At 53.9% G+C, this 21,859-nt stretch carries 19 protein-coding genes; 13 read left to right on the top strand and 6 right to left on the bottom strand.

Features of this window, described 5'->3' with window-relative positions:
* The first annotated feature begins 54 nt into the window (after positions 1-54).
* On the top strand, positions 55-1,005 hold the full coding sequence (locus DFP98_RS15740) for a hypothetical protein (RefSeq protein WP_116061562.1): 951 nt from the start codon (positions 55-57) through the stop codon (positions 1,003-1,005).
* Positions 1,006-1,113: 108 nt separating this feature from the next.
* On the opposite strand, the gene lplA is transcribed toward DFP98_RS15740, so the two are convergent.
* The gene (gene lplA, locus DFP98_RS15735) at positions 1,114-2,106 is read right to left on the bottom strand and encodes a lipoate--protein ligase (protein ID WP_116061561.1); all 993 of its coding nucleotides are present in this window, start codon (positions 2,104-2,106) and stop codon (positions 1,114-1,116) included.
* 66 nt (positions 2,107-2,172) lie between these two features.
* A complete protein-coding gene (locus DFP98_RS15730; protein ID WP_116061560.1) occupies positions 2,173-3,126 on the bottom strand; it encodes a helix-turn-helix transcriptional regulator in 954 nt (317 codons plus the stop codon).
* Between the two features lie 114 nt (positions 3,127-3,240).
* Between DFP98_RS15730 and DFP98_RS15725 the strand changes: the two genes are divergently transcribed.
* Complete coding sequence (locus DFP98_RS15725) at positions 3,241-3,735, top strand: DinB family protein (protein ID WP_116061559.1); 495 nt, start codon at positions 3,241-3,243, stop codon at positions 3,733-3,735.
* 32 nt (positions 3,736-3,767) lie between these two features.
* Here DFP98_RS15725 and DFP98_RS15720 read toward each other — a convergent pair whose 3' ends face one another.
* Both DFP98_RS15720 and DFP98_RS15715 read right to left on the bottom strand, forming a co-directional pair.
* Positions 3,768-4,604 (bottom strand): sugar phosphate isomerase/epimerase family protein, encoded by an 837-nt coding sequence (locus DFP98_RS15720; RefSeq protein ID WP_181917719.1) that lies wholly within the window; start codon positions 4,602-4,604, stop codon positions 3,768-3,770.
* Positions 4,605-4,683: 79 nt separating this feature from the next.
* Positions 4,684-5,547, bottom strand: a complete 864-nt coding sequence (locus DFP98_RS15715) for a helix-turn-helix domain-containing protein (protein WP_116061557.1) — start codon at positions 5,545-5,547, stop codon at positions 4,684-4,686.
* A 172-nt stretch (positions 5,548-5,719) separates the two neighbouring features.
* Here DFP98_RS15715 and DFP98_RS15710 point away from each other — a divergent pair, with 172 nt between their 5' ends.
* Positions 5,720-6,679: a DUF1861 family protein gene (locus DFP98_RS15710; protein WP_116061556.1), complete on the top strand. Its 960-nt coding sequence runs from the start codon at positions 5,720-5,722 to the stop codon at positions 6,677-6,679.
* 570 nt (positions 6,680-7,249) lie between these two features.
* Here DFP98_RS15710 and DFP98_RS38660 read toward each other — a convergent pair.
* Complete coding sequence (locus DFP98_RS38660) at positions 7,250-7,504, bottom strand: hypothetical protein (RefSeq protein WP_147310202.1); 255 nt, start codon at positions 7,502-7,504, stop codon at positions 7,250-7,252.
* A gap of 108 nt (positions 7,505-7,612) precedes the next feature.
* Between DFP98_RS38660 and DFP98_RS15705 the strand changes: the two genes are divergently transcribed.
* From DFP98_RS15705 to lspA, 8 genes are all read left to right on the top strand, one after another.
* Positions 7,613-9,901 carry a helix-turn-helix domain-containing protein gene (locus tag DFP98_RS15705; RefSeq protein ID WP_116061555.1) on the top strand — a complete coding sequence of 763 codons (2,289 nt, stop codon included), beginning with the start codon at positions 7,613-7,615 and terminating at the stop codon, positions 9,899-9,901.
* A 205-nt stretch (positions 9,902-10,106) separates the two neighbouring features.
* Positions 10,107-11,036 carry an ABC transporter permease gene (locus DFP98_RS15700; RefSeq protein ID WP_246016556.1) on the top strand — a complete coding sequence of 310 codons (930 nt, stop codon included), beginning with the start codon at positions 10,107-10,109 and terminating at the stop codon, positions 11,034-11,036.
* A gap of 27 nt (positions 11,037-11,063) precedes the next feature.
* The gene (locus DFP98_RS15695) at positions 11,064-11,948 is read left to right on the top strand and encodes a carbohydrate ABC transporter permease (RefSeq protein WP_116061554.1); all 885 of its coding nucleotides are present in this window, start codon (positions 11,064-11,066) and stop codon (positions 11,946-11,948) included.
* 88 nt (positions 11,949-12,036) lie between these two features.
* Positions 12,037-13,566 (top strand): extracellular solute-binding protein, encoded by a 1,530-nt coding sequence (locus DFP98_RS15690; RefSeq protein WP_116061553.1) that lies wholly within the window; start codon positions 12,037-12,039, stop codon positions 13,564-13,566.
* A 264-nt stretch (positions 13,567-13,830) separates the two neighbouring features.
* The gene (locus DFP98_RS15685) at positions 13,831-16,515 is read left to right on the top strand and encodes a hypothetical protein (protein ID WP_116061552.1); all 2,685 of its coding nucleotides are present in this window, start codon (positions 13,831-13,833) and stop codon (positions 16,513-16,515) included.
* A 61-nt stretch (positions 16,516-16,576) separates the two neighbouring features.
* The gene (locus DFP98_RS15680; protein WP_116061551.1) at positions 16,577-17,161 is read left to right on the top strand and encodes an SLOG family protein; all 585 of its coding nucleotides are present in this window, start codon (positions 16,577-16,579) and stop codon (positions 17,159-17,161) included.
* A 474-nt stretch (positions 17,162-17,635) separates the two neighbouring features.
* Positions 17,636-18,244 (top strand): DUF2087 domain-containing protein, encoded by a 609-nt coding sequence (locus DFP98_RS15675; protein ID WP_116061550.1) that lies wholly within the window; start codon positions 17,636-17,638, stop codon positions 18,242-18,244.
* 121 nt (positions 18,245-18,365) lie between these two features.
* On the top strand, positions 18,366-18,815 hold the full coding sequence (gene lspA, locus DFP98_RS15670; RefSeq protein ID WP_116061549.1) for a signal peptidase II: 450 nt from the start codon (positions 18,366-18,368) through the stop codon (positions 18,813-18,815).
* Between the two features lie 115 nt (positions 18,816-18,930).
* On the opposite strand, the gene katA is transcribed toward lspA, so the two are convergent.
* The gene (gene katA / locus DFP98_RS15665) at positions 18,931-20,388 is read right to left on the bottom strand and encodes a catalase KatA (RefSeq protein WP_116061548.1); all 1,458 of its coding nucleotides are present in this window, start codon (positions 20,386-20,388) and stop codon (positions 18,931-18,933) included.
* 362 nt (positions 20,389-20,750) lie between these two features.
* On the opposite strand from katA, the gene DFP98_RS15660 reads away from it, so the two are divergent.
* The gene (locus tag DFP98_RS15660; RefSeq protein WP_116061547.1) at positions 20,751-21,404 is read left to right on the top strand and encodes a YqaA family protein; all 654 of its coding nucleotides are present in this window, start codon (positions 20,751-20,753) and stop codon (positions 21,402-21,404) included.
* A complete protein-coding gene (locus DFP98_RS15655; protein ID WP_116061546.1) occupies positions 21,394-21,612 on the top strand; it encodes a hypothetical protein in 219 nt (72 codons plus the stop codon). The genes DFP98_RS15660 and DFP98_RS15655 overlap by 11 nt, the downstream gene beginning before the upstream one ends.
* The last annotated feature ends 247 nt before the right edge of the window (positions 21,613-21,859 follow it).

The raw sequence follows: 21,859 nt of genomic DNA, 5'->3' as shown, positions 1-21,859 counted from the left end.
CCATTGTTTTCCTTTAATATGGGTTATATCTAAATTAAGGAGATGTCGGAATACGTGAAAAAAATCTTATCCGTCTTGTTCGCAATTCTGTTGGCGACGACCGGCGCCAATCTGGCGACGGCCGCTACGTCCACGGCGCCTTCGAAAGCGCAGTCCGCCGTAATTTCAAAGTATATGACCGCTGTGGAGACCGGCGACCGGAAGCTGCTGAAAAGCATCCTGCATCCTTCCGTTAAAATCCAGAGCACTTCCTTCGACGCTCTCGACGGAGTTAAGTCTTTTATCGACGAGAATGACGGGTTTATCAAGCATGTCGACGTGAAAATCGTAAAATCCGGTTCTCCGGACAAAAAGCTCGGACAAGCCTTTAAGCTGAGCGGTTATCTGATCACCGCAACCCCGGAGATTTTTACCTTGTCCAAGTACAGCGTCAGCGTCTATTTGCTTAACGACAAGGGCAACCCGAAATTCGTAACCGAGAAATCCGCGAAAAACGATCTGATCGAGGATCTGGAGTCCGTTCCGGACAAAACGTGGACCAAGGTGGAGAAGCTGCTGACGGATAAATACGGGGAGGAGTACTTCGAGCTGCTGGCCGGGGAGTCCGATGACGAAATCGCTTCGGAAGAGGCGGGCTACTATTATACGGCCGATGAATTGATCGAAGAAGCGCAGCTGGAATACAAGGATCTGAAGTATGCCAAGGGAGTGTTCACGAACACCGGCAGCCTCTTCTCGCAGATCGTGCTGTCGGATACCGGGTTAACTTCCGTCACGTTTAAGTTTGAGAATACGGGACCGACCGATCTGATCGTTTCCGCAGACGGTTCGGGACAAGATGAGGTAATCGTAAAGGCCAAATCGACGAAGACGATTACGTTCGAAGCCGATCCGTCGATTTCTCATTTGTTCATCATTCGCTTCGACAAGGATTACGACTCCAAGAACAGCGTCAGCGGCAAGATCGCGTTTAAGCTATCGGGGCTGAAGGCGTATACCGAATAGGCGAGTTTTCCGCGGAGCCGTCCAAGAAGCAATTCAAAAAGCGCATGTATCTCCTTCTTTTTCTCAAGGAGATACATGCGCTCTTTTTCAATCGAATACCTCGTAAATCTACAACATCAGCTCCAGCCATTGCTCCTTCGTGACCGGACCTACATAGAAGGGCAGCTCGATGCTGTCCAGCAACGAGCCGATGGCGGAAGCTTCGTAGCGGGTGCCGATAAATTTGGCCGCGAGCTCCGCGCTATCGCCGCGTCCGAAGAAGTCGCCGTAGATCGCGGCTCCGGCGATCACGCCGTCCTCGACTTGCAGTCGCACATCGAACGTGCCGGCGCCTTCGAGCCGCTTCGTCTGCCGCACGTTAAACGCCGGAGAACGGCCGTAGTTCCACTCCCAGCTCCGGTAACGCTCTTCGGCCAGCTTGCGCACATTGGCCCAATCTTCCTCGCTCAGCTCGTAGCGGGGAATTTCCTTTTCCCCCTCAAATAGAGAAACAAGCAGCTTCTCCCGGAACTGCTCGACCGTCATCGGCTCCTGAAGAAATTCCACAATGTTAGCCACGCGACTGCGAATCGATTTGGTTGCCTTGGAAGCATATTTCTCGGCGTTGGCCTTCAGCGCGGATACGACATTCTCGATTTCCGAATCGAATAGCAGCGTGCCGTGGCTGAACATTTTACCTCTGGTGGAGAACTGCGCGTTGCCGGAAATTTTGCGCTCTCCGACCTGCAGATCGTTGCGGCCCGTCAGCTCGGCTTCGACGCCCATTTTATTCAAAGCGCGCACGACCGGCTCGGTAAACTTCTTGAAATTGTGGAACGATTGGCCGTCGTCCTTCATGATGAAGCTGAAGTTCAGATTGCCCAGATCGTGATAGACGGCGCCACCGCCGGACAATCTGCGCACGACGTGAATGCCGTTTTCCTTCACATACTCGGCGTTGATCTCTTCCACCGTGTTCTGATTTTTGCCGATAATGATCGATGGTTCGTTAATATAGAACAGCAAGTAGTCGTCCGTATCCGGAAGCGAGCGCAAAATATATTCTTCAAGCGCCAGATTCAGCGTCGGATCGGTGATGCCGTTATTGCTGATAAATTTCATCGCGTTTCCCTCCGTTGGGCGGATAATGAGCTTGCCTTTTCATTGTACCTCCGAGACCCGCCGCTGTCACATCGTGCCGTATTTGGCCGTTAGCTCCTCCAGCAGTTTGCGAATGCGCGCGATCAGCTCCGGCGGCTCTTCCACGGTCGCTTCGCTGCCCAAGCCGAGAAAAAACTTGGCGAAGTAAGGAAGCTCGCTTTCCGGGACGCACTGATTCAATCGTCCGGTTCCGTCCTCGCGCACCTCGATGAACGGGACATGCGACAATTCTCCTTGGCATCGCTGCACGCCCTCGCGGCTCAGCTCGGCGACGATGCGGGCTTCGATCCTCTCCTCGCGTCCAACGTCCTCCCAGTTGCCCAGGTGAATAAGGCGCAGGTCGAGCGGTTTGATTCCAGTCTTGTCGAAGGAGGCCGATCGCATCCGATCGCAGCGGAACAGACGAAAGCCCCGGCGCAGAAAACAGTAGGCCGCGCAGTACCAGAAGCCGTTGCTCGCATAGATGCCGACCGGTTGAATGCTGCGCTCCGAATCTCCCTGCTTGTTCTCGTACCGGATCGTCACCACTCGCTGCCGCACGGCCGCCTCCAGCAAAATGCCAAGCCCTTCGACCTCCTGCTGGCGGTTGTGAGCATGGAAATCGACCCGGTTTTTCATCTCGTCGATCCGATCCCTGACGTCTCCCGGCATGTAGAAGTAGAACTTCTGAAGCGCGGAGGAAGCTTCGGCCTCGAACGGCAGCGACTGGTAGTGGCGAAGTGCATGACTGGCAAAAAACATCGCGACCGCCTCGCCCTCGCTGAACGCGATCGGAGGGAGAATTCGTTCCTTCAGCACCTGATAGCCGCCGTGCGGACCCACTTCGGAATAGAGCGGGACGCCGAGCTCGCCAAGCTCCTGCAGGTCTCTCATGATCGTTCTGGGCGACACGCCAAACTCGGCGGCCAACTCCTTCACCGTAAATTTGCGCATTCGGTTCACAGTCATCATGAGTTCCATCAAACGCTTCGATTTCGACATCGGTTTTTCTCCCGTTTTTTGACCATAATTATGACAGCAGTTGTCACTATTATAAGCTATAGTAGGAGTCGAAACCAACGGAACCAACTAACGCCAAATCGAGGAGAGATAAGGATGAACGAACTGAAGGAAATGAAGCAGCTGCTGTTCGAGGAGCTGGAGCTGATTGTCGGAACGACCGTTAAGCTGCTAGGCAAAATCAAAGCCGAGCATTGGGAGCATCGTCCCGCGGCCAATATGAGAAGCTTGCTGGAGCTTGCGCAGCATTTGGCGGGAGTGCCTTCCGTGGATTTGCTGATTTTGAAAGAAAATGCGGAAGAGGCAATCAGGGAGCTGGAAGCGCGAATTGAAGCGGACGGAGAAAATGCGGACAAGCTCGCGGGATGGATGACGTCGGGAATGGCCGAACTGAAGGACTACATGGAGGGTCTGTCCGACGAGGATTTTCTGCATAGGAAAACAAAGCCGTTCTATTTGGAGCACGGATCTTCGCAGGCCAAATGGCTGATCGAGATCGTTACGCACGCCCAGCACCATCGCGCGCAGATGTTCAACTATATGAAGGCGCTGGGCTACGAGATCAGCATGTTCGATTTGTATAGCGCATAAGCGGATAGCGCGGCTGACGACAGGGAGGCGTTCTACTCGACGACGGAGTAGGCGCTTCTCATTTTGCCCAGACCATGACGCGCCAGCTCCAGCGCCGAGCGATCGCCGACGTCGCGCAGGAACAGCTCCAGCGACAGAAACCCTCGATAACCGAGCTTGTTCAGCCTGCGTGCCAGCTCGCCGGAGGGAGCGATTCCGTCTCCGGGGAACAGACGGTCCTCGTCTCCGATCGTCTCCCGCGGAGGCAGCTCGGGATAATCGTTCGCATGCACGATGCCGATGCGGTCCGCGGACAGAAAGTCGAGATCGTTAAGCGAGCTGCCGCCGGTATACATATGGAACGGATCGAGCAGGAGGGTTGCATCCGCTACGCGGCTTTGCATGGCGATGTACACCGCTTCGCTTAAGCGGTTTAGCTTGGGCGAGCGACCCCAAAATTCCAGAACCGGAGCGACGCCGTGCTTCCGGCATTGCTCGGCCAACGCGGCAAATCGATCCGCAATGTCGTCCAGCGAAGCGTTCGCGACGCTGCCGAACGGAGGCGCGGCAAACGACGGGCAGCCCAGCTCGGACAGCAGCGCCAGCTCCTCGTCAGTCTGCACGGCGGCGCTCCGGCGAACCGCTTCGTCTTCATCTGCCCATGCAATGAACGAGATAGCATTGGCGATTTCGATGCCAAGCCCCTCCGCTTCCCGTCGCAGTTCATCCGCCGTCCCTCCTTCCGCCACATGCTGCTGCAGGTCCTTCATCCAGATTTCGATCCCGTCATAACCCGCCTGGGCGGCAATGCGAATTTGCTCACGGATACCAAGCTCGTAAGGAAACAACGTAGAAGCGTTAAGCGCCGTGCGAAAAGGGAAATGAGCCATCGTAGAAACCTCCGTATTTTCCGAATTTGACGAGAATAACATGTTCACTTTGACGATAGATCGCACCGAACGCCGTCGTTTACACGAGCGGCGCCTGCTTTGTCTGGCGCAGCTTGCGATGTCTTTGCGGCGTAGTGCCGAACAGCGACTTGAACGATTTGTGGAAATGTCCCAGATTGCCGAAGCCCGCCTCCAGGGCGATATCCAGCACGCTTCTGTCCGAACCGAGCAGCAGGTTCTCGGCGTACTGCAGCTTGACGCGGTTTAAGTAGGCGAGAGGGGATTGATCTTCCCATTGCCGGAACACCCGGCATAGATGAGCATGGGATTTGCCGGACAGCCGCATCATGGCCGGAATGCCTTCGAGGAAGTTGACCGGATCGTGCATTTCCTTGCAGAGCCGGGAGAGCCACTCCGGCTTTCCATCGCGTTCCGCTGCTGCTTCCGGAAGGAAATAATAGCCGTACGTCTCCGCCAGAATCGAGCGCAGCATCGTCCGGAACCGTAGCTTGTCCCTCTGCGGAATCCGGATCAGACCGGTTAAGCGATCTTGGAGCAGCCGCTTCTCCTGGCGAGACAAATGCACGACAATCGGATCAGGCGCAGAGTGAAAAGCTTGCTGCGGAAACCCGGCGCCCAGGTACGCGAACAAATCCGTCAGCGTATGCTCATAGAAAGACAGATTGATGAGTCGGCAATCGGTATCCGGAAGCGGCTCGTAATAATGAACGTCCCGAGGGCGCATAAAGACGAGATCCCCTTCTTCCAACCGTTCCTTCTTGCCGTTGACGCAATGATAGGCGGCTCCCTCGACGATAACAAAAAATTCGTAAAAGTCGTGGGTATGGATTCCGGAAGTATTTCCGATGCCCGTGATGTCGCGATAATGCCCCTCCGCTTCGGGATCGATGCCGATTTCCGCTCTGAGCGTGACGATGTCCATTCGCAGGCTCGCTCCTTTCTCTATCAAAATATCATATTTTTCGTCCGGCGCGGAGTCGAATTTGACCCAATGCAAAAATAGCGTAGTTTCGTGCGAGTAATCGGCAAGACGAGCCGAGACGGCCGTGATAGCATGTGCTTAACGACAATGTCAACCAAGGGGCTGATTAGCGATGCTATTGATCGATCAGAGGGAACGAATCGATGCGGGCTTGCGCGTGTACGAGAGCGCGAAGCTTCGCTTTTATGGCGTAGAGGGCTTTGACGTATACAACGTTTCCATTCCTTTTCGCTGGAAGGGCAAGGAGTACATGTTCGGGCGCGTGGAAAGACGGGAGGAGTGGGCGCGCTCCTGGGTGCGGCTGTTTGAGAAAGCCGGACAGGACGAATGGTCGCTTGTTCCCGGCTCCATGATCTATCAACTGGAGGATCCGTACGTAAGTCTGATTGGCGAAACCTTGGTCATGGGGGGGACGCATGTCCGGTACAAGCAAGGTGGCGTGGACACGTACTTCGGATACTTTTACCGGGGAACGGACGTGGACGATCTTTATTATTTTACGACCGGACCGGAATATATGAAGGATATTCGTCTGGTAGAGATGGACGGCGGGCGCATAGGCGTATTCTCGAGACCTCGAGGCGAGAACGTGCGCAGGAAACACGGAAGCGAATCGATGATCGGCTTTACCGTCATCGACAGTCTCGACGAGCTGACGGCGGACGTCGTGGAGAACGCGCCTTATATCGACGGCCTGTTCGGCAAGGACGAATGGGGAGGCTGCAATCAAGCCTATTATTTGGAGAGCGGCAACGTAGGGGTCATCGGTCATAAATGCTATAAAACGGTCGGAGAAGACGGGCAGCTTAAGCAGGTGTATATGAACTTCTCGTTCGTGCTGATCGTGGCGAGGCATGAGGCGGTCGACCAGAAGATCATCGGCACGCGCTCCTGTTATCCGGACGGACCGGCGAAAAAGCCGATGCTGACCGATTGCGCGTTCACGTCCGGAATCGTAATGAGGGAGGACGGGAAGTGCGATTTGTATAGCGGCATAGGGGACGCGGAGGTTGGTCGGATCGCGATCGATTACCCGTTCGAGGGACATGGCCGGATCGTCTCGAGGTTCTGACAGCGGAACGTCGGGATGGGCGAAGACAAGCGACAAACCTCGAAGTTGTTCTTCTTAAGGAGCTGTCCCATAAGTAAGGTCGTACAAGATGATCGATTAGGGTAAAGTGCATGTATCTTCTGGAGACCTAATCATGACCCACAACGTTTCCAATTTATTGGAGATTAAACTTTTACGACGGATCTATTTGCACACATGAGCTTACGCAGGGAAGTTAGTCGGAAATTCGTACAACGCAGCTCGAACCAGGCTTAAACGGCGGACGTTTGTAGGAAAAACCGCACCGAAAGCAACTCGGTTCAGACTCAAACGACGAACGTTTGTAGGGAAAATCGTATAAATCGACCAAGATCAGGGATTCTAGGTCACTAAAGCGTCTTCGATAATTATACGAATAACTTCTGGGGATTATCTGGAAGTGTTGTGGGTCATGATTAGCCTGGAGACTGCCTCATACGGTCCCGAAATCACCTTTAACGGGTTTACCCATTCAGATTTCGGGATCACGACAATCTTCCCTATCGCTCATCTTTTCGTACGACTCTTTTTACTTATGGGCCAGCTGCCTGCTTATTGGACAGCCCCTCTTGTTGCTCCGAACAGAGCAATGCTATCATTAAAACTTGCTAGGGCGTGTTTGAAAACCCGCTCAGGGGCATCTTTCACCGCTTTTTCCTCCAGTACGCCTTCACAAAACTTCCTTGCATGGAACGAAAATTCGGCAAAATTTGCTGCCCTCGGAGTATTCAGACACGCCCAAACCCGCGCCACACCTACGATTCCGGAGTAAAAAGTTTGTTTTTCAAACGAATCTTGCAGGATCAAACTTCATTTTTCTGTGAAAAAGAGTAATCTGAACAGTAGCGGAACGGTCGAATTCAGCCATTTATTGTAAGCGCTTCACAACGGGTGTATAGAGACAGGGGGACGAAAATGAAGCGTATGTTGGAAGGGATCAAGCTTAGAACGTGGTATTCGAAATTTTTCTTGTCTTTCGTCGTTCTATCGGCGGCTATGGCTTTAACCGTCACGACGCTGCTGTCGCAGGCTTTCTCCAAGGGCTCGGCAGAGCAGATCAACGAAATTTCGCAGAAGAGGCTGGAGCAGAGCAGAAGCGTGTTCGAGTTCGTGCTCGATCAGGCGCGGCTCGTCGCGCTTCAGCTGTCGTTGGACAACGATCTTATTCGGACGATGAACAGCCCGGAGCCGACGGCGGATTATTTTCTCTACAGCGCCACGCTCCGGAAGATCAACGATCAGATGTTAACGAACAAAAACATATACTCGATCACGCTTTACAACGGGCTAAGCGACGCTTTGATCGGGACGGACCGGGATAAGGCGAAAGCCGAGCAAGAGACGATCGCCTGGCTGACGGAGTCGGATGCCGTGCAAAGCTTGGGCAGGGCGATTCCGCGCAGGCTGGAGGTAGAGGGACGGGAGGAGCCGGGCGAACGGGTCTATACGGTATTCTGGTACGACCGGAATTACGAGAGCCGGGAAATTACGAGCGCCATCATATTGAACCTGACCTTGGACGGCTTTGCCGATCAGCGGGCAGGGACGGTCGAAGGAGACAGATTTCTGATTCTGGACCAGACGGGACGCCTCGTCTTCTCTCCCGGTTCGGACCGATTTCTCGACGATCTCTCGGATACGGCTCTCGTAGAGCGAATTCTATCCTCCGGAACGAATGAAAGCTTCATAGACGAGACGGGCAGCGGGAAGACGCTCGTCTCCTCGGTCTATTCGGAGCAGCTCGGCTGGTATTTCGTCTCCGCGATTCCTTACGAGACGGCGACGAAGCCGATCTCCGACATTCGCAGGACGGCGATCTGGACTTGTCTCGCATTGTTGGCCTTGGCTCTGGTCGTTTCCGCCGTCTTGAGCGGGATGCTGTCCTCGCCGTTGTCCAGGCTGGCCCGGAAGGTGCTTGCTTCCCCAATCGATACGGGGAGCATATCGGAGAAGAAGCTAAGCGAGATGGAGATTCTAAACCGCTTCTACGCCAATGTGACCGAGAAATACGAGCGGCTGGAAGCGACGAGCCGAAGCTCGCATCTGTCCATGAAGGCCGAGTATCTTAAGGAGCTGCTTCACGGCATCCGAGTACCGGAGCCGGGCGAAGCCGCGCAATACGGTCTGAATGTCGATCCGGTCGGAGGGGACGCTTCGCTACTGGTAGCGGTTCTGAAGCTCGACGGCATCGCGGAGCTGGCAGTGCGTGAGGACGAGCTCGACCATACGGTCCGTGCCGTTCTGTCCGACTTCGCGGAGCGTTATCTGAAGAGCAGAATCGCTTGCGACGTCGTTAAGGTCGACAAGGAAATCGTTCTGCTCATCGGAGAAGACGGGACGTCGCAGAGTGCGTCCTTAGAAGCGCTGAGCGACTTGCAGCGAGAAGTGGCGCAGGATTACGGCGTGACGCTGACGATCGCCATCGGCCAGCCGGTTCGCAGCGGACACGAGCTCGGCGACGCTTATTTGAGCGCGAAGGAAACCGTCTTGTACCGTCTTGTCCACGGGGAAGGGAAAATTCTCTTCTATGAGGAGATTGTGTCCAAGCTTGATTCCGAATTCGAATACCCGCACGCCAAGCAGAAGGCGCTGCTGGAGACGATAAAAACCGGGAAGGAAGAGAAAGCGGAAGCGGCCGCGGCGGATTTCTTCAGCGAGCTTAGACGCGCGTCCTATCCGATGATCCGGTCCGCCGTGCGGTACCTGCTGTTCTCGCTACTCTCCGCGGCCGCTCCGAACTCGACCGCTTCGACTGCTTCGGGCAGTTATCTCGGAGCGCTGGAGGAACTGGAGAAGATGGAGTCCTTACAGCGGATCGAGGAATGGTTCGCGGGGTACGCGAGGACGGCGATCCGGGCGGCTGTGACGAGCAAGAAGCATCCGAAGTCGGGGCTCGCCGAAGACATCGCTTCTTTCCTGGAGGAGCAATACGGCAATCCTGAGCTTTCGATCGAACTGGTAGCCGAACGGTTTCATTACAACGGAATTTATTTCGGCAGACTGTTTAAGGAGATGTTTAATCAGACGTTCCTGGAATATGTGACCGAGATGCGGATTCGCAAGGCGAACGAATTATTGGCGGATTCGAAGCTGACGGCGAAGGAAGTGGGGGAGAAGGTTGGCTTTCTCAACGCCTCTTACTTCGTCACCTGGTACAAGAAGCATACGGGCTTGGCTCCAACCGAGTATCGGAAGCAGATATAAGGCGCGGCGCCGCATCCGGTCCGTTAGCATTCAGCGTCGCGAACGTTTGAAAAGCTGCGATACGCGCCGCAGGCGCTTTTTCAAAGGCTTGAACCTCAGCGAATAAAAGCAAAGTTGCTTATTCAAACTTGTCGGTCCACCGATGTAAGCGCTAAATTGGAGACCGTAAGCCGAGAGGCGAGGCAAGGAGAAGGGGGTGAGCATCTTGAGGAGAGCCGCACGCTTTATATCGGCCGATCTCGTCAAAAACCGTTTTTTGTACGTATTGGCTTTGCCCGGACTTGTTTATTTCCTGCTCTTCTGTTATTGGCCGATGGCCGGGGTTGTCGTGGCGTTTAAGGAGTACCGGATGGACCTTGGCATCTTCGGAAGTCCGTTTAACGGCTTGGACAATTTCAGGTTTCTGACGGTCGACACGGCCTCGGTGCTGAAAGCGATCTTCAATACGTTGTTTCTGAACGCCTTGTTTATCGGGATCGGAACGTTCCTGGCCGTACTGACCGCGCTTCTGGTGAACGAGATCCGCTTTGCTTTATTCAAGAAGATTTCCCAATCGCTTATTATTTTGCCGAATTTCATTTCCTGGATTATCGTCGCCGTGTTCGCTTACAACTTCCTGAATACGGACTACGGCATCCTGAACGGTTGGCTGAAGGGCTTGGGAATCGATCCGGTCGGCTGGTACAATCGCGCCGAATTGTGGCCGGGCATTCTGGTCGTGCTGTATTCCTGGAAGACGGTCGGGTTCAACAGCATCATCTATCTTGCGGCCATCGCTGGAATCGACCAGGAGCAATACGAATCGGCGGCTTTGGACGGCGCGAGCAAGCTAAGGCAAATGTGGCATATTACCGTGCCCGGCATTTCCAAGACGATCATCATTTTGCTGCTGCTTGCGGTCGGTCGGATTTTCTACGGAGATTTCGGCATGATTTACGGACTCGTAGGCGATAACAGCTTGCTGTTCTCGACGACCGACGTTATCGATACTTACGTGTATCGCGCGCTGCGCACTTTGAACGACGTCGGGATGTCGTCAGCGACAGGCTTGCTGCAATCGGTCGTCGGCTTCGTTCTCGTCTTCGCGGTCAACGCTGCCGTACGAAGGCGCGACAAGGATTCCGCGCTGTTCTAGAACAAGAATCCGGAAAGGAGTCAACCGATGAAGCACCGATCGCCCGGCGACAAAATCGTTTCGGGATTCGCCTACGTTTATTTGCTCTTGTTCGTCATCGCCGCGATTATCCCGTTCATGACCATCGTCTCTACGTCGCTGACCGACGAGCGCTATCTTCGGGCGAACGGATTCGATCTGTTCCCCCACGAATTGACGCTGGAAGCCTACAGGTTCGTGCTGGGCAGAGGTTCCGCTATTTTGGACGCGTACCAGGTGACGACAATCGTCACCGTAGCCGGCACTTTGTTCAGCATGCTGCTGACGACGATGATGGCGTTCGCTTTGTCCCGGAAGGAATGGAAGATGGCGGGACCGATCTCGTTCCTCGTCTATTTCACGATGCTGTTCAACGGCGGCCTCGTTCCGTGGTACATCGTCACGACGAAGTATTTGCACTTGTACGATCATTTGCTTGCCTTGATTTTGCCGTATGCCATTAATGCGTTTAACTTGCTGATCATGAGGAGCTTCATCTCGACGATTGACAACTCGATTTTCGAAGCCGCCAAAATCGACGGAGCCAACGAAGTCCAGCTGTTGTTCCGGATCGCGCTGCCCCTGGCGCTGCCGGGAATCGCCACGATCTGTCTGTTCTATGCGATCAGCTACTGGAACGATTGGTGGCTCGGGCTCATGCTCGTCAGCGACAGGGAGCTATATCCGCTGCAATTGCTGATTCGGGCTATCACTTCCAATATTACGTACGCGGCGTCAAGCTCTTCGAACTCGTCGATCGCCGCAGCAGCCATCCCCAAGGAAGGCGTGAAAATGGCGACGACGGTGTTGACGATCGGGCCGATTATTTTGCTCTACCCGTTCCTGCAGCGCTATTTCGTTAAAGGGCTGACGGTGGGAGGCGTTAAGGGATAGCGAAATCCGCGGCGTCTACCGCGAGATTCGCAACCCTTGTTCACAGGATGTTGCTTAAAAAGGTTGTTCAATAAGAGGAGGACGTTGAATGCGTATTTCGTTCGGAAAATGGTCTGGAGTCGTTCTGTCCAGCGTACTGCTGGCCGCATTGGTAAGCGCGTGCGGTTCATCCAATAAGGAGGGCACGGCGTCTCCTAGCGGAACCGTCGCGCCGTCGGCCCAGGCAAGCGAGTCGGCGCCAAGCTCGGAGGCCCTGCCGGTCGTGACCTTGAATATCGTCTACCCGGGCGATCCGCAGCCGGATCAGGATGCGGTTACAGCGGCATTGGAGAAGAAATTGGCGGAAGACGGAGTTAACGTAAAATTAAAATACCAGTATATCCCGTGGGGAGATTATTTCCAGAAGCTGCCGATCATGCTGGCTACCGGCGATCAGGTAGACATCATGTGGACCGATCCGAACCTTCTGGGCACGTTTGTCAAGTCGAACTCGATCGCGCCGCTCGACGAGGCGCTTGCCAAAAACGGACAGGCCATCGTCGCGGCGCTTGACGAGAAATACTGGCCTCCGGTCACGGTGAACGGCAAGAAATACGGCGTTCCGGCCGGCGCTCTGGGCACGACGAAAGGGTATTATACGGCGACGCTGCGCAAAGATCTGCGCGAGAAATACGGCTTGCCCGAAGTGAAGACGATGGACGACCTGCTCGCGTACGCCGAAGCCGTCAAGACGAACAATCCGGAGATGATCGTATTCAACGAGCCTCCGGCCGGGTTTCTGCGGGGAGAGCCGGTGCAAAGCACCGCCTCCGACGGCATCGTGTTCAACTACGCAACGCTGAAGGCGGAAGCAAAGTACGATCGTCCCCAAACGATGGAGGACGCGCGATTTAGCCGGATGCTTTACGAGAAGGGATATATCGATAAGGACGTGATGGTCGGGCGCGACATCCGCGCGGATTTTAATTCCGGCAAAGCCGCCATCGGCGGAGGAGACGTATACGAGTACAATAACTACGCCCGCAATATCGCGGTGGACGGCGCGCAGGTCGAGTTCGTGAGCATTCCGCTGACGACGGAACCCTATATGCCTACGACGACTTGGAACTTCCAGAGCGTCGCGGCGACCTCCAAAAATATCGACCGGGCGATTCTGTTCCTGAACTGGATACAGCAGAGCGAAGACAACTACGATATGATGACGAACGGGATCAAGGGAACGCATTACGACGTCAAGGACGGGGCGATTGTAGTTCCGGAAGGCGCGGATGCCGCCAAGATCGGTTATGCTCCACCGGAGTGGATGTGGCAAAATCCGAAGTTCCTGAAGCCGAAAGCTTCCGACGCGCCCGATTTCATGCAGCAGCTGCAAGATTTCGATAAGAATACGAAGCTGTTCAGTCCGATCATGGGCTTTAACTTCGACCAGACGCCGGTCAAAACCGAGCTGGCCGCGATGAGCACGATCGAGAACAAGTACAAGTACGGCATTACGGCTGGCGTGCTGGACCCGGAAACCGCGGTTCCCGAGTATGGCGCGGAGCTCAAGAAAGCCGGTTTGGACAAAGTGATCGCCGAGTTCCAGAAGCAGGCGGACGCATTCTTGGCTGAGAAGTAATCGATAGGCGGGGCTTTCCCATAAGCAGAGTTGCTTAAAATGATCGATAGTCAAAGAAGGTGTATATACCTCCCGGAGACTGCCTCATACGCTCCTGAAATCACCTTATCACGGGTCTACCTATTCAGATTTCGGGAGCGTATAGCATCGGAGGGAGGTATATACACCTTGCACCTTTATTATCGATTATTTTCCTGAGCAACTTGACATGGGACAGCCCCTCTTCCCGAGTTCGATTAATCCCTAATTTGGAGGCGTTTACACATGAAAAAGAAGTCGATTGTCTTCGCGGCAAGCCTGCTTTCCGTCTTCCTGGCCAGCGCTCCGGTCTATGCGGGCTTCAGCGCTCAATACGTGGGGGAAAGCGCATCCTCCATAACCGTGCATCCCGGCGAGACGGGTAACTTCTGGGTCGACTTGAAAAACACGGGCAGCGATACGTGGCTGTTCGGCTGGCCGACACACGAAGTGGTATTAGCTAATACCGATAGCTCGTATTCGCAGGAAACGGGCTCGATTTTTACCGGATACGATAAATGGTTGAAATACAGCCGTCCCGCAGCTCCAAACTATTCGGGGATTGCGACGGGAGGCACGGGCAGATTCGGGTTCAGCTTCACGGGACAGGAGGAGATCGGCACAAGCCGTGTATACTTGCGCCCGGTTAAGGAGGACGGAACGTTCCTGAACAATCTCGGGATTTGGTTCGACGTCAACGTCGTGCCTTACCCTTCATTTTCTTTGGCCGCAGGCGCTCCATCTTCCAATCAAGTCGCATTGAGCTGGGCCAAATATGCGGGAAGCGGGTTCGGCTCGTACAAAATTTACAAATTTCCGAAAACCTATCCGCAATTGCGAACGTACTCCGGGGGAGACTGGAGCAAAAACTTTCAATACCTGCCGCAGATGCATCCTTATTACCTGGACGCCACGATCACAAATTTGAATGCGCTTACTTATACCAGCTCGCTGGAGGCCGAGAAGTCTTACGTCTATATCGTCGATGTGTGCGACGCCGCCGGCAATACGATTGCAAGGTCCAACGCAATCGACGTGCGAAACGTCTCCAGCTATCTGGTCAAGCCGCAAGAAAGAGGCCAACGGATCTACTACGATCCGCAATTGGGGGATTACCGCAACACGGAGACGAGAGGGTACATCGAGAGCAGCATGCGGTGGAGCACCGATTCCGCGGAGATGCTGCTGGCGTTGAAGAAGCTGCCCCAAACCTATGCGCTCGCAACGACGCAAAATCTGGCCGATTTTGTAAAAGAGAGCATGCCGAGAGGGCTGGCGACGCATCGTTGGGCGGATTTTCGATACGGACAGGGGCAGAGCGTCTTCGTGGACCCCCAGTTCAAATTCGATAACGGCATCTATCTCGTCACGGGCGATCTGAGCGTTCCGAGAATTACGTTCAAGGAGAGCACGTATGGGGCCGAGCCGCTTGGAGCGCTTCGGTTCGCATACGGGTACGATGGGCTGACGCCGATCGAGCTGACGGCTCCGACGACGAGGTCGGTCACCTTTGATCCGGCAACCAACGCGATGGTCGTGGAATTTTCCAAAGAAGAAAATCGGGTGCGCATCTCCTTCAAAGTGACGATTCACGGGGGCGTAGCCGAAGTGGAAGGCTCGATCGTGCCGACGAGTGGCTCGGTAACGAATCCAAGGCTGATCGTGAAAGCGGTGAATGACGACGGCATCGGAACTCCGACCTTTTTCGACTCCGTGAAGCAATGGGGGAGCCAGGCTTGGCTGCTCTACGACGACGGCCAAGGCTTCGTCAGAGGAGAGGATCTCGCCAAGAACAATTCGAGCCGGTTTGAGGGCATTCTGCAGTCGAACGGCAGCTCTTACTTCAAATATAGCGGGACGTTGACGCAGGGTACGAAGTGGAGCGAGTATTTGGAAAAGATCCGATTCGGCGCTCATATGCTCGGAGGGACGGCGGACAGCTATGAGCCGACGGTCTACAATTCTTCCAAGTACGACAATTACTTGTTCGGCAGGCTGATGAATTACGGCTATCCGGTCATGGGACTGGCCGCTTGGAGCGCCGATCATCCGGCGGATACCGATGCAAGAGCCATCCTGAACGACGCGTTGGCCATCCTCTACAAAAATATGAACGATTATCCGAATCACGCTTGGTCGTCGTTCTCAGACGTGACGAACGGGTCTTTGTTTTACGGAGAGCTCGGGCCGATTTTGTACGCTTTGTCGGTGATGGCCGATGTCGATTCCACGACGACGGTGTCCGGGAAAACCTATGCACAGCTGGCGCAATATGTGTACGACAAGCTTCCTTCGGCGGCGACCGGCTTTTTTGCGGGGGATAACGACGGGCTCGGCAACGCGATATACGGCATTCGGAAGTTTAAGGGACCAAGCGATTCGAAAGCGCTGGAGTACGAAACCCATTTACAAGATATAAACGTCAACAACAACAAGGGCTACTATACGACCAAAACCTACTTGGCCTACAGCGACAAGCAAAGTCCGAAGGCATTGAATGCATTGAGCCATTTCCTTCAGCTTCCGCAGTGGGATACGAACGACGCGCTCGTCATTCGGAACGAGCTTGGTTACGCGGGGATGGGCGAGGCACAGGCGTGGGGCGAGCTTCTGTTCGACGACCTCGAGCAAAGGTACGGAGGCGTTTACCCGCTGCTGATCGGGACGGATACGCGGCACGACTATCAGGATATCAAGGTGACTTCCATCGGTTGGAACGCAGGAGCCCGCACGCTGACGATGGGCTTCAATCGATCCTTCGAGGAGCTGGATGTGTACACGGGAGCTTCGGATCTGGCGAGCGTTAAAATCAATGGCGCGACATTGACCCCGGGCACGGATTATACGTTCGACCCTGTCACGCACATACTGAGGATCATGAAGACGTCCGGCGCGGGAGCGAATTTTACAGTGTCGGTTACGGTCGTATAGAGGCGGTCGGGAGCAAAATCTGCTACACTGATTGCAACGACTGCATCGCCAAGGAGATCGAATGAAAAACCTGTTGATTACCGGATACCGCGCGCACGAGCTGGGCATTTTCGACCAGAAGCATAAGGGAATTCCCTATATTCGCCGAGCGATCGAGGCCAAGCTGGTTCCTCTGCTGGAGGAGGGGCTGGAATGGATCATTACCCCCGGCCAGTACGGCGTCGACCTGTGGGCCTGCGAGACGGCGCTGGAGCTGAAGGCGCAATATCCGGACCTGAAAATCTCGATTCTGACCGCGTTCTCCGGACAAGAGGAGAAGTGGAAGGAAGACAAGCAGGAGTATTACCGCAGCATTGTGAACCGCATTGATTATTACGGCTCCGTCAGTAAACAGCCGTTCAGCGGAGCTTGGCAGTTCCAGGCCCGTGACGACCTGCTGCTGCGCAAGACGGACGGCATTCTGCTCGTCTATGACGACGAGAACGGAGAAGCAAGCCCCAAATATATGAAGATGAAGGCCTTGCGTAAAAATGCGGAGGACGGCTACGGGTACATCGCGATCGGGGCGGAGGAAATTCAGAATATCGCCAGCGAGCAAACATACGGGGATTTCGACGACAGGTACGAGCACAGCGATGGCAATTAGCCGTCGCTGTTTTTCTTTTTAACGCTCAAGCGGCTTCGGCCTCTTCGGTGATCGGCAGTTTTTTCCGCTAATTGCTGCTGTGTCTGTACTTGTTGCCTTCCAACCGGAGACGCCGGTAGCGCTAAGACGGAAAATCCGCCTTAAATGTGAGATTTCGTCCATTATGAGGAAAATAAGCCGGATTGCCCGCCTTAAATTCGCGAAGGGCCGATTTTTTCGAAAATAAAGCGGGAAATCCGTTTTAATTGTGCCGAATCTGCCTGGCAGTCGGAAATAAAGCGGGGAATCCGTCTTATTTGCAAATGCTTGAGGTAGACGGTAGCTCCCCTGCTCGCATCACATCGAATCGCGTATGTCGCACCTCCAGCCTGCGCCCCCACTTGCTATTGACATCCTCATTTCCAACGATTACAATTCGATTTAACGATTATCTAATTAGATTATTATTAAATGTTAGAAAAAGGAGGGGTAAACATGCAACTGGACAAAGTCGTCGCCTACCACAAAGCGCTGGCCGATCCGACCCGAATCCGCATGTTAATTCTGCTGGCCGGCGGGGAGAGGAACGGGCAGACGCTGGCGGAGAAGCTGGCGGTGACGCCGGCGACGATTACGCACCATGCGGCGAAGCTGCGGGAGGCGAGTCTGATCAACGAGCGCCGCGACAAGAATACGATTTATTTCTCGCTGAACGATTATTTCTTGAAGAGCAACGCCGAGGCCGCGCTCGGTTTGATCTATCGGGGGGCAGACGTCAACGAGGAGGGGGAAGAGGACATGGAAGAAACGTTGGAGAAAATGCGCCAATCGGTGCTCAACAATTTTTTTACGAAGGAAGGCCGCCTGAAGCATGTGCCCGCACAGCTTAAGAAAAAGCTGATCGTGCTGGAGCAGATCGTCACGCGCATGGAGAGCGGCAGGAAGTATACGGAGAAGGAGATCAACGAGTTCATCAAGGGGTACCACGAGGACTTCGCGACAATTCGCAGGGAATTCATCATGCACCAGTTCATGTACCGTGAAGACGGCGTATACGAAATGAATCCGCCGGAAATGTGGGCCAAGTGGCAGCGTCTGACCTAAAACTGAACGGACGATGAGTTGTTGGGAAGTTAGGCAAGGGACCGATGAAGTGGCCCTCTCTTGTCGAAGTAGGCTATACTGGGGAAAACGGCAATCGCCGTAAACAGGGAGAAGGTCAGAGATGCCGTTTTACATCATTGCAATACTCGTCGCGGCAGCCGATCAGCTCAGTAAAATGTGGATTAGAGTTCATCTAGACGTCGGGGAGACGATGATGCTGGGGAGCGTGGAGCTGTCTCGCTTCGAAAACAGCGGCATGGCCGGAAGCTTGCTTCAAGGCTATGGCAGACTCTTCGGTGTAATTGCCGTCTTGTTCGTGCTAGGCGTGCTGTATTACCGCAAGCGCAGCGAAGAGAAGGGAGTTCTGTTCGATTGCGCATTGGGGTTTCTTGCGGGAGGAGCGATCGGCAACGGAATCGATCGGCTGCTGTTCGGCCAGGTGACCGATTTTATCGTCCGTTCGGGCGGTATTCTTAATGTCGCGGATCATGCGATTGAAGCCGGAGTGGTTCTAATTATCCTAAGTTTGATTGTGCAAGCGCTAAGAAACAGGAAAGCTCTTAGGCAATAACGTATAGAAGAGGCTGGCCCATAAGTAAGGTCGTACAAGATAATCGATCAAAAACATTCTCTATCGATTATCTTTTTGTACGACTTTTTTACTTATGGGACAGCCTCTTTTGTGCTTATACGCCGTGAGAAGCCGCCAATCCCAGCCCTTCGGCAACGCGCTCTCCGTACTCCGGATCGGCCTTGTAGAAGTGGGCGATCTGGCGCAGCTTGATCTCGTCCTTCTCGACCGGCTTCATCGCGCCGACGATGTTGCGGACGAGGCGTGCTCGCTCTTCTTCGCTCATCAGACGGTACAGATCGCCGGCTTGCGTGTAGTGGTCGTCGTGGTCGTAAGCGACGCTGTCGGCGCTGCCGGACACTTCGTAGGCGGCGATTTTGTGCTGCGGGGATTGCGACGGGCCGCCGAAGCTGTTCGGCTCGTAGTATACTGAGCCGCCGCCGTTGCCGTCCGCACGCATCGCTCCGTCGCGCTGATAGTGGTTCACTTCCGACTGCGGACGATTGATCGGCAGCGTATTATGATTCGGGCCGACGCGGTAGCGATGGGCGTCGGAATAGGCGAACAAGCGGCCTTGCAGCATTTTGTCCGGCGAAGCCTCGATACCCGGGACGAACGAACCCGGAGAGAACGTCGCCTGCTCGACTTCGGCAAAATAATTTTCCGGATTCCGGTTCAGCACCATCTGTCCAACCTCGATCAGCGGATAATCCTTCTGCGACCACACCTTCGTCACATCGAACGGATCGAAACGGTACGTGTTCGCATCTTCAACCGGCATGATTTGCACGTAGAGCGTCCACGAAGGGAAATCACCCGCCGCGATGGCGTTAAACAGATCCTCGGTGTGGTAATCGGGATTTTCGCCGGCCAGCTTGGCCGCAAGATCGACGTCCAGGTTTTTGATGCCCTGATTCGTCTTGAAGTGATATTTTACCCATACCGCTTCGCCCTCTGCGTTGACCCATTTGAACGTATGGCTGCCGAAGCCGTGCATATGCCGGAGGGTCGCCGGAATGCCGCGGTCGGACATCAGAATCGTGACCTGGTGCAGCGACTCGGGCGAGAGCGACCAGAAATCCCATACGGCGTTCGGATTTTTCAGATGAGTCTGCGGATGGCGTTTCTGCGTATGAATAAAGTCCGGGAATTTAATCGCGTCGCGAATGAAAAACACGGGGGTATTGTTGCCGACAAGGTCGTAGTTGCCTTCCTCCGTATAAAACTTGACCGCAAAACCGCGCGGATCGCGCACCGTATCGGCTGAACCGAGTTCGCCGGCAACGGTGGAGAAGCGGATAAACATCGGCGTGCGCTTGCCGACTTCCGACAGGAAGGAGGCTTTCGTGTGTGCAGACAGATCGTTCGTGACCTCGAAATAACCGTGCGCCCCGGCGCCTTTGGCATGGACGACGCGCTCAGGCACGCGTTCTCTGTTGAAATGAGCGAGCTTCTCGAGAAGATGTACGTCTTGAATCAGCGTCGGTCCTCGCGCTCCGGCGGTCAGAGAATTCTGATTATCCCCTACGGGAGCTCCCCAGCTTGTCGTCAGTCTGTTGTTAGGCGTACTCATCAACGATCACTCCTAGTTTAGAATTAATCTAAATATAATAATAACGGTTATATAAGAATAATCAATACTATTTTATAATTATTCTAAATAACGCTAAAAGTCGATTTATTATGACAGAGACGGCTTGCGTTTAGCCGTTATATGTAAATTTACAAAGAAAAAAACTAGTCTTAAGTCGGATTTGGAACTCGACCTGAACAAATTGAGTATATAATAATATAGGTTTAGTATTTCTATATAGGTTGAACTAGAGGTAAGACGGAGTGTAGGTACAATGAACCGGTACTGCTCAGCTTATATATCGTTAAGGGGGACCGAAGGCATCGACCAATAACTAGAGATCGTTCGGATAGGAGCCGTTTATGCTTCAGAATTTAATCGACACACTCATGCAATTTGGCATCTGGGGATTATTTATACATTCTTTCGCCGACGCGATCTTTTTTCCGATTCCTGCTTTTTTCCTGCAAGTGCCTTTAAGTTTGCTTCAGCCCTCCAACGCACTTTGGCTTGCGACGGCCGGCTATGTGGCTTGTTTGTTGGGGACGCCGATCGGCTTTCTGATAGGCAAGCTGCTGGGGCACTCCGTCTTGCAGAAGTTTTTGAAAAAGTCATGGGTCGACGCTGCTACTCGGATGTTCCAGAAGAGCGGAGAAGCAGCAATCTTGGTTGGTTCTTTCACACCGATTCCGTTCAAGGTGTTTACGATCTTGTCCGGAGCCTTGAATTTTCCACTGTGGAGGCTGTTGGTGTACGCGGCGTTCGGACGAGCGGTCAAGTTCTATGCCGTCGGTTTGCTGTTCTATAGCTACGGCCGCGCAGCAGAAGGTATGGTAAAGGATGTCTCCCTCTATATCGCCGCGATTGCGATTCCGCTGATCGTTGTTTTTCTCCTGATCAAGAAGAAAATTGCCAAGAAAAAAGCCTTAGAAGCCCAAACCCCGGTTGAAGAAAACGAGCCGAATACGGATAAAATGGACAGTAATACGAGCGTGAGGTGCGAAAATGACAGATAAGAATACGAATCCGTCCGTCGAGGGACAGCACGGAGAAGCCGAGAAAAAACTAAGCCAGGCCGAAGCGATCAAACGCATTCTTGAACGCAAGAAGCAGGGGCGCCAGGCTGGCGCTAACGGCAAAGGCGCGTTTTCGACGGATACGAAAAAGATGAAAACGCAAATTCACAAGGTGCAAAACAACCAAAAACGTCGCACGGGCGTTTGATTTCCTAGGGCGTTTATGTCCTCGGAGTATGCATTCACGTCCTAGCGTCCATTCCTTTGTTATTTGAGGGTGTTCCAAAGCTTGTTAAGGGGACATCCTCTTTAATGCGCTTGACGGAAGAGTACGGTAACGGGGATGAAATTAATTCGTTCATTGAATGAATTAATTGAAAACCTATGCTAAAATATAGGTTGAGTCAAGGATACGACCGTAACACTAATCGATCAGAGGCGGGGAGGTTCGGTTA

The sequence above is a fragment of the Cohnella phaseoli genome, assembly GCF_003386235.1.
Classification (GTDB): domain Bacteria; phylum Bacillota; class Bacilli; order Paenibacillales; family Paenibacillaceae; genus Cohnella; species Cohnella phaseoli.
Note: the sequence above shows the minus strand (reverse complement) of the source record. Positions and strands in the feature narration are given on the sequence as shown.

Coding starts and splice junctions, on each gene's coding strand:
- DFP98_RS15725 (WP_116061559.1), top strand. CDS start 3,241: ATGAACGAACTGAAGGAAATGAAGCAGCTGCTGTTCGAGGAGCTGGAG.
- lspA (WP_116061549.1), top strand. CDS start 18,366: ATGCCGTTTTACATCATTGCAATACTCGTCGCGGCAGCCGATCAGCTC.
- DFP98_RS15655 (WP_116061546.1), top strand. CDS start 21,394: ATGACAGATAAGAATACGAATCCGTCCGTCGAGGGACAGCACGGAGAA.
- DFP98_RS15705 (WP_116061555.1), top strand. CDS start 7,613: ATGAAGCGTATGTTGGAAGGGATCAAGCTTAGAACGTGGTATTCGAAA.
- DFP98_RS15720 (WP_181917719.1), bottom strand. CDS start 4,604: ATGGCTCATTTCCCTTTTCGCACGGCGCTTAACGCTTCTACGTTGTTT.
- lplA (WP_116061561.1), bottom strand. CDS start 2,106: ATGAAATTTATCAGCAATAACGGCATCACCGATCCGACGCTGAATCTG.
- DFP98_RS15660 (WP_116061547.1), top strand. CDS start 20,751: ATGCTTCAGAATTTAATCGACACACTCATGCAATTTGGCATCTGGGGA.
- DFP98_RS15685 (WP_116061552.1), top strand. CDS start 13,831: ATGAAAAAGAAGTCGATTGTCTTCGCGGCAAGCCTGCTTTCCGTCTTC.
- DFP98_RS15710 (WP_116061556.1), top strand. CDS start 5,720: ATGCTATTGATCGATCAGAGGGAACGAATCGATGCGGGCTTGCGCGTG.
- DFP98_RS15680 (WP_116061551.1), top strand. CDS start 16,577: ATGAAAAACCTGTTGATTACCGGATACCGCGCGCACGAGCTGGGCATT.
- DFP98_RS15730 (WP_116061560.1), bottom strand. CDS start 3,126: ATGTCGAAATCGAAGCGTTTGATGGAACTCATGATGACTGTGAACCGA.
- DFP98_RS15690 (WP_116061553.1), top strand. CDS start 12,037: ATGCGTATTTCGTTCGGAAAATGGTCTGGAGTCGTTCTGTCCAGCGTA.
- DFP98_RS15695 (WP_116061554.1), top strand. CDS start 11,064: ATGAAGCACCGATCGCCCGGCGACAAAATCGTTTCGGGATTCGCCTAC.
- DFP98_RS15715 (WP_116061557.1), bottom strand. CDS start 5,547: ATGGACATCGTCACGCTCAGAGCGGAAATCGGCATCGATCCCGAAGCG.
- katA (WP_116061548.1), bottom strand. CDS start 20,388: ATGAGTACGCCTAACAACAGACTGACGACAAGCTGGGGAGCTCCCGTA.
- DFP98_RS15675 (WP_116061550.1), top strand. CDS start 17,636: ATGCAACTGGACAAAGTCGTCGCCTACCACAAAGCGCTGGCCGATCCG.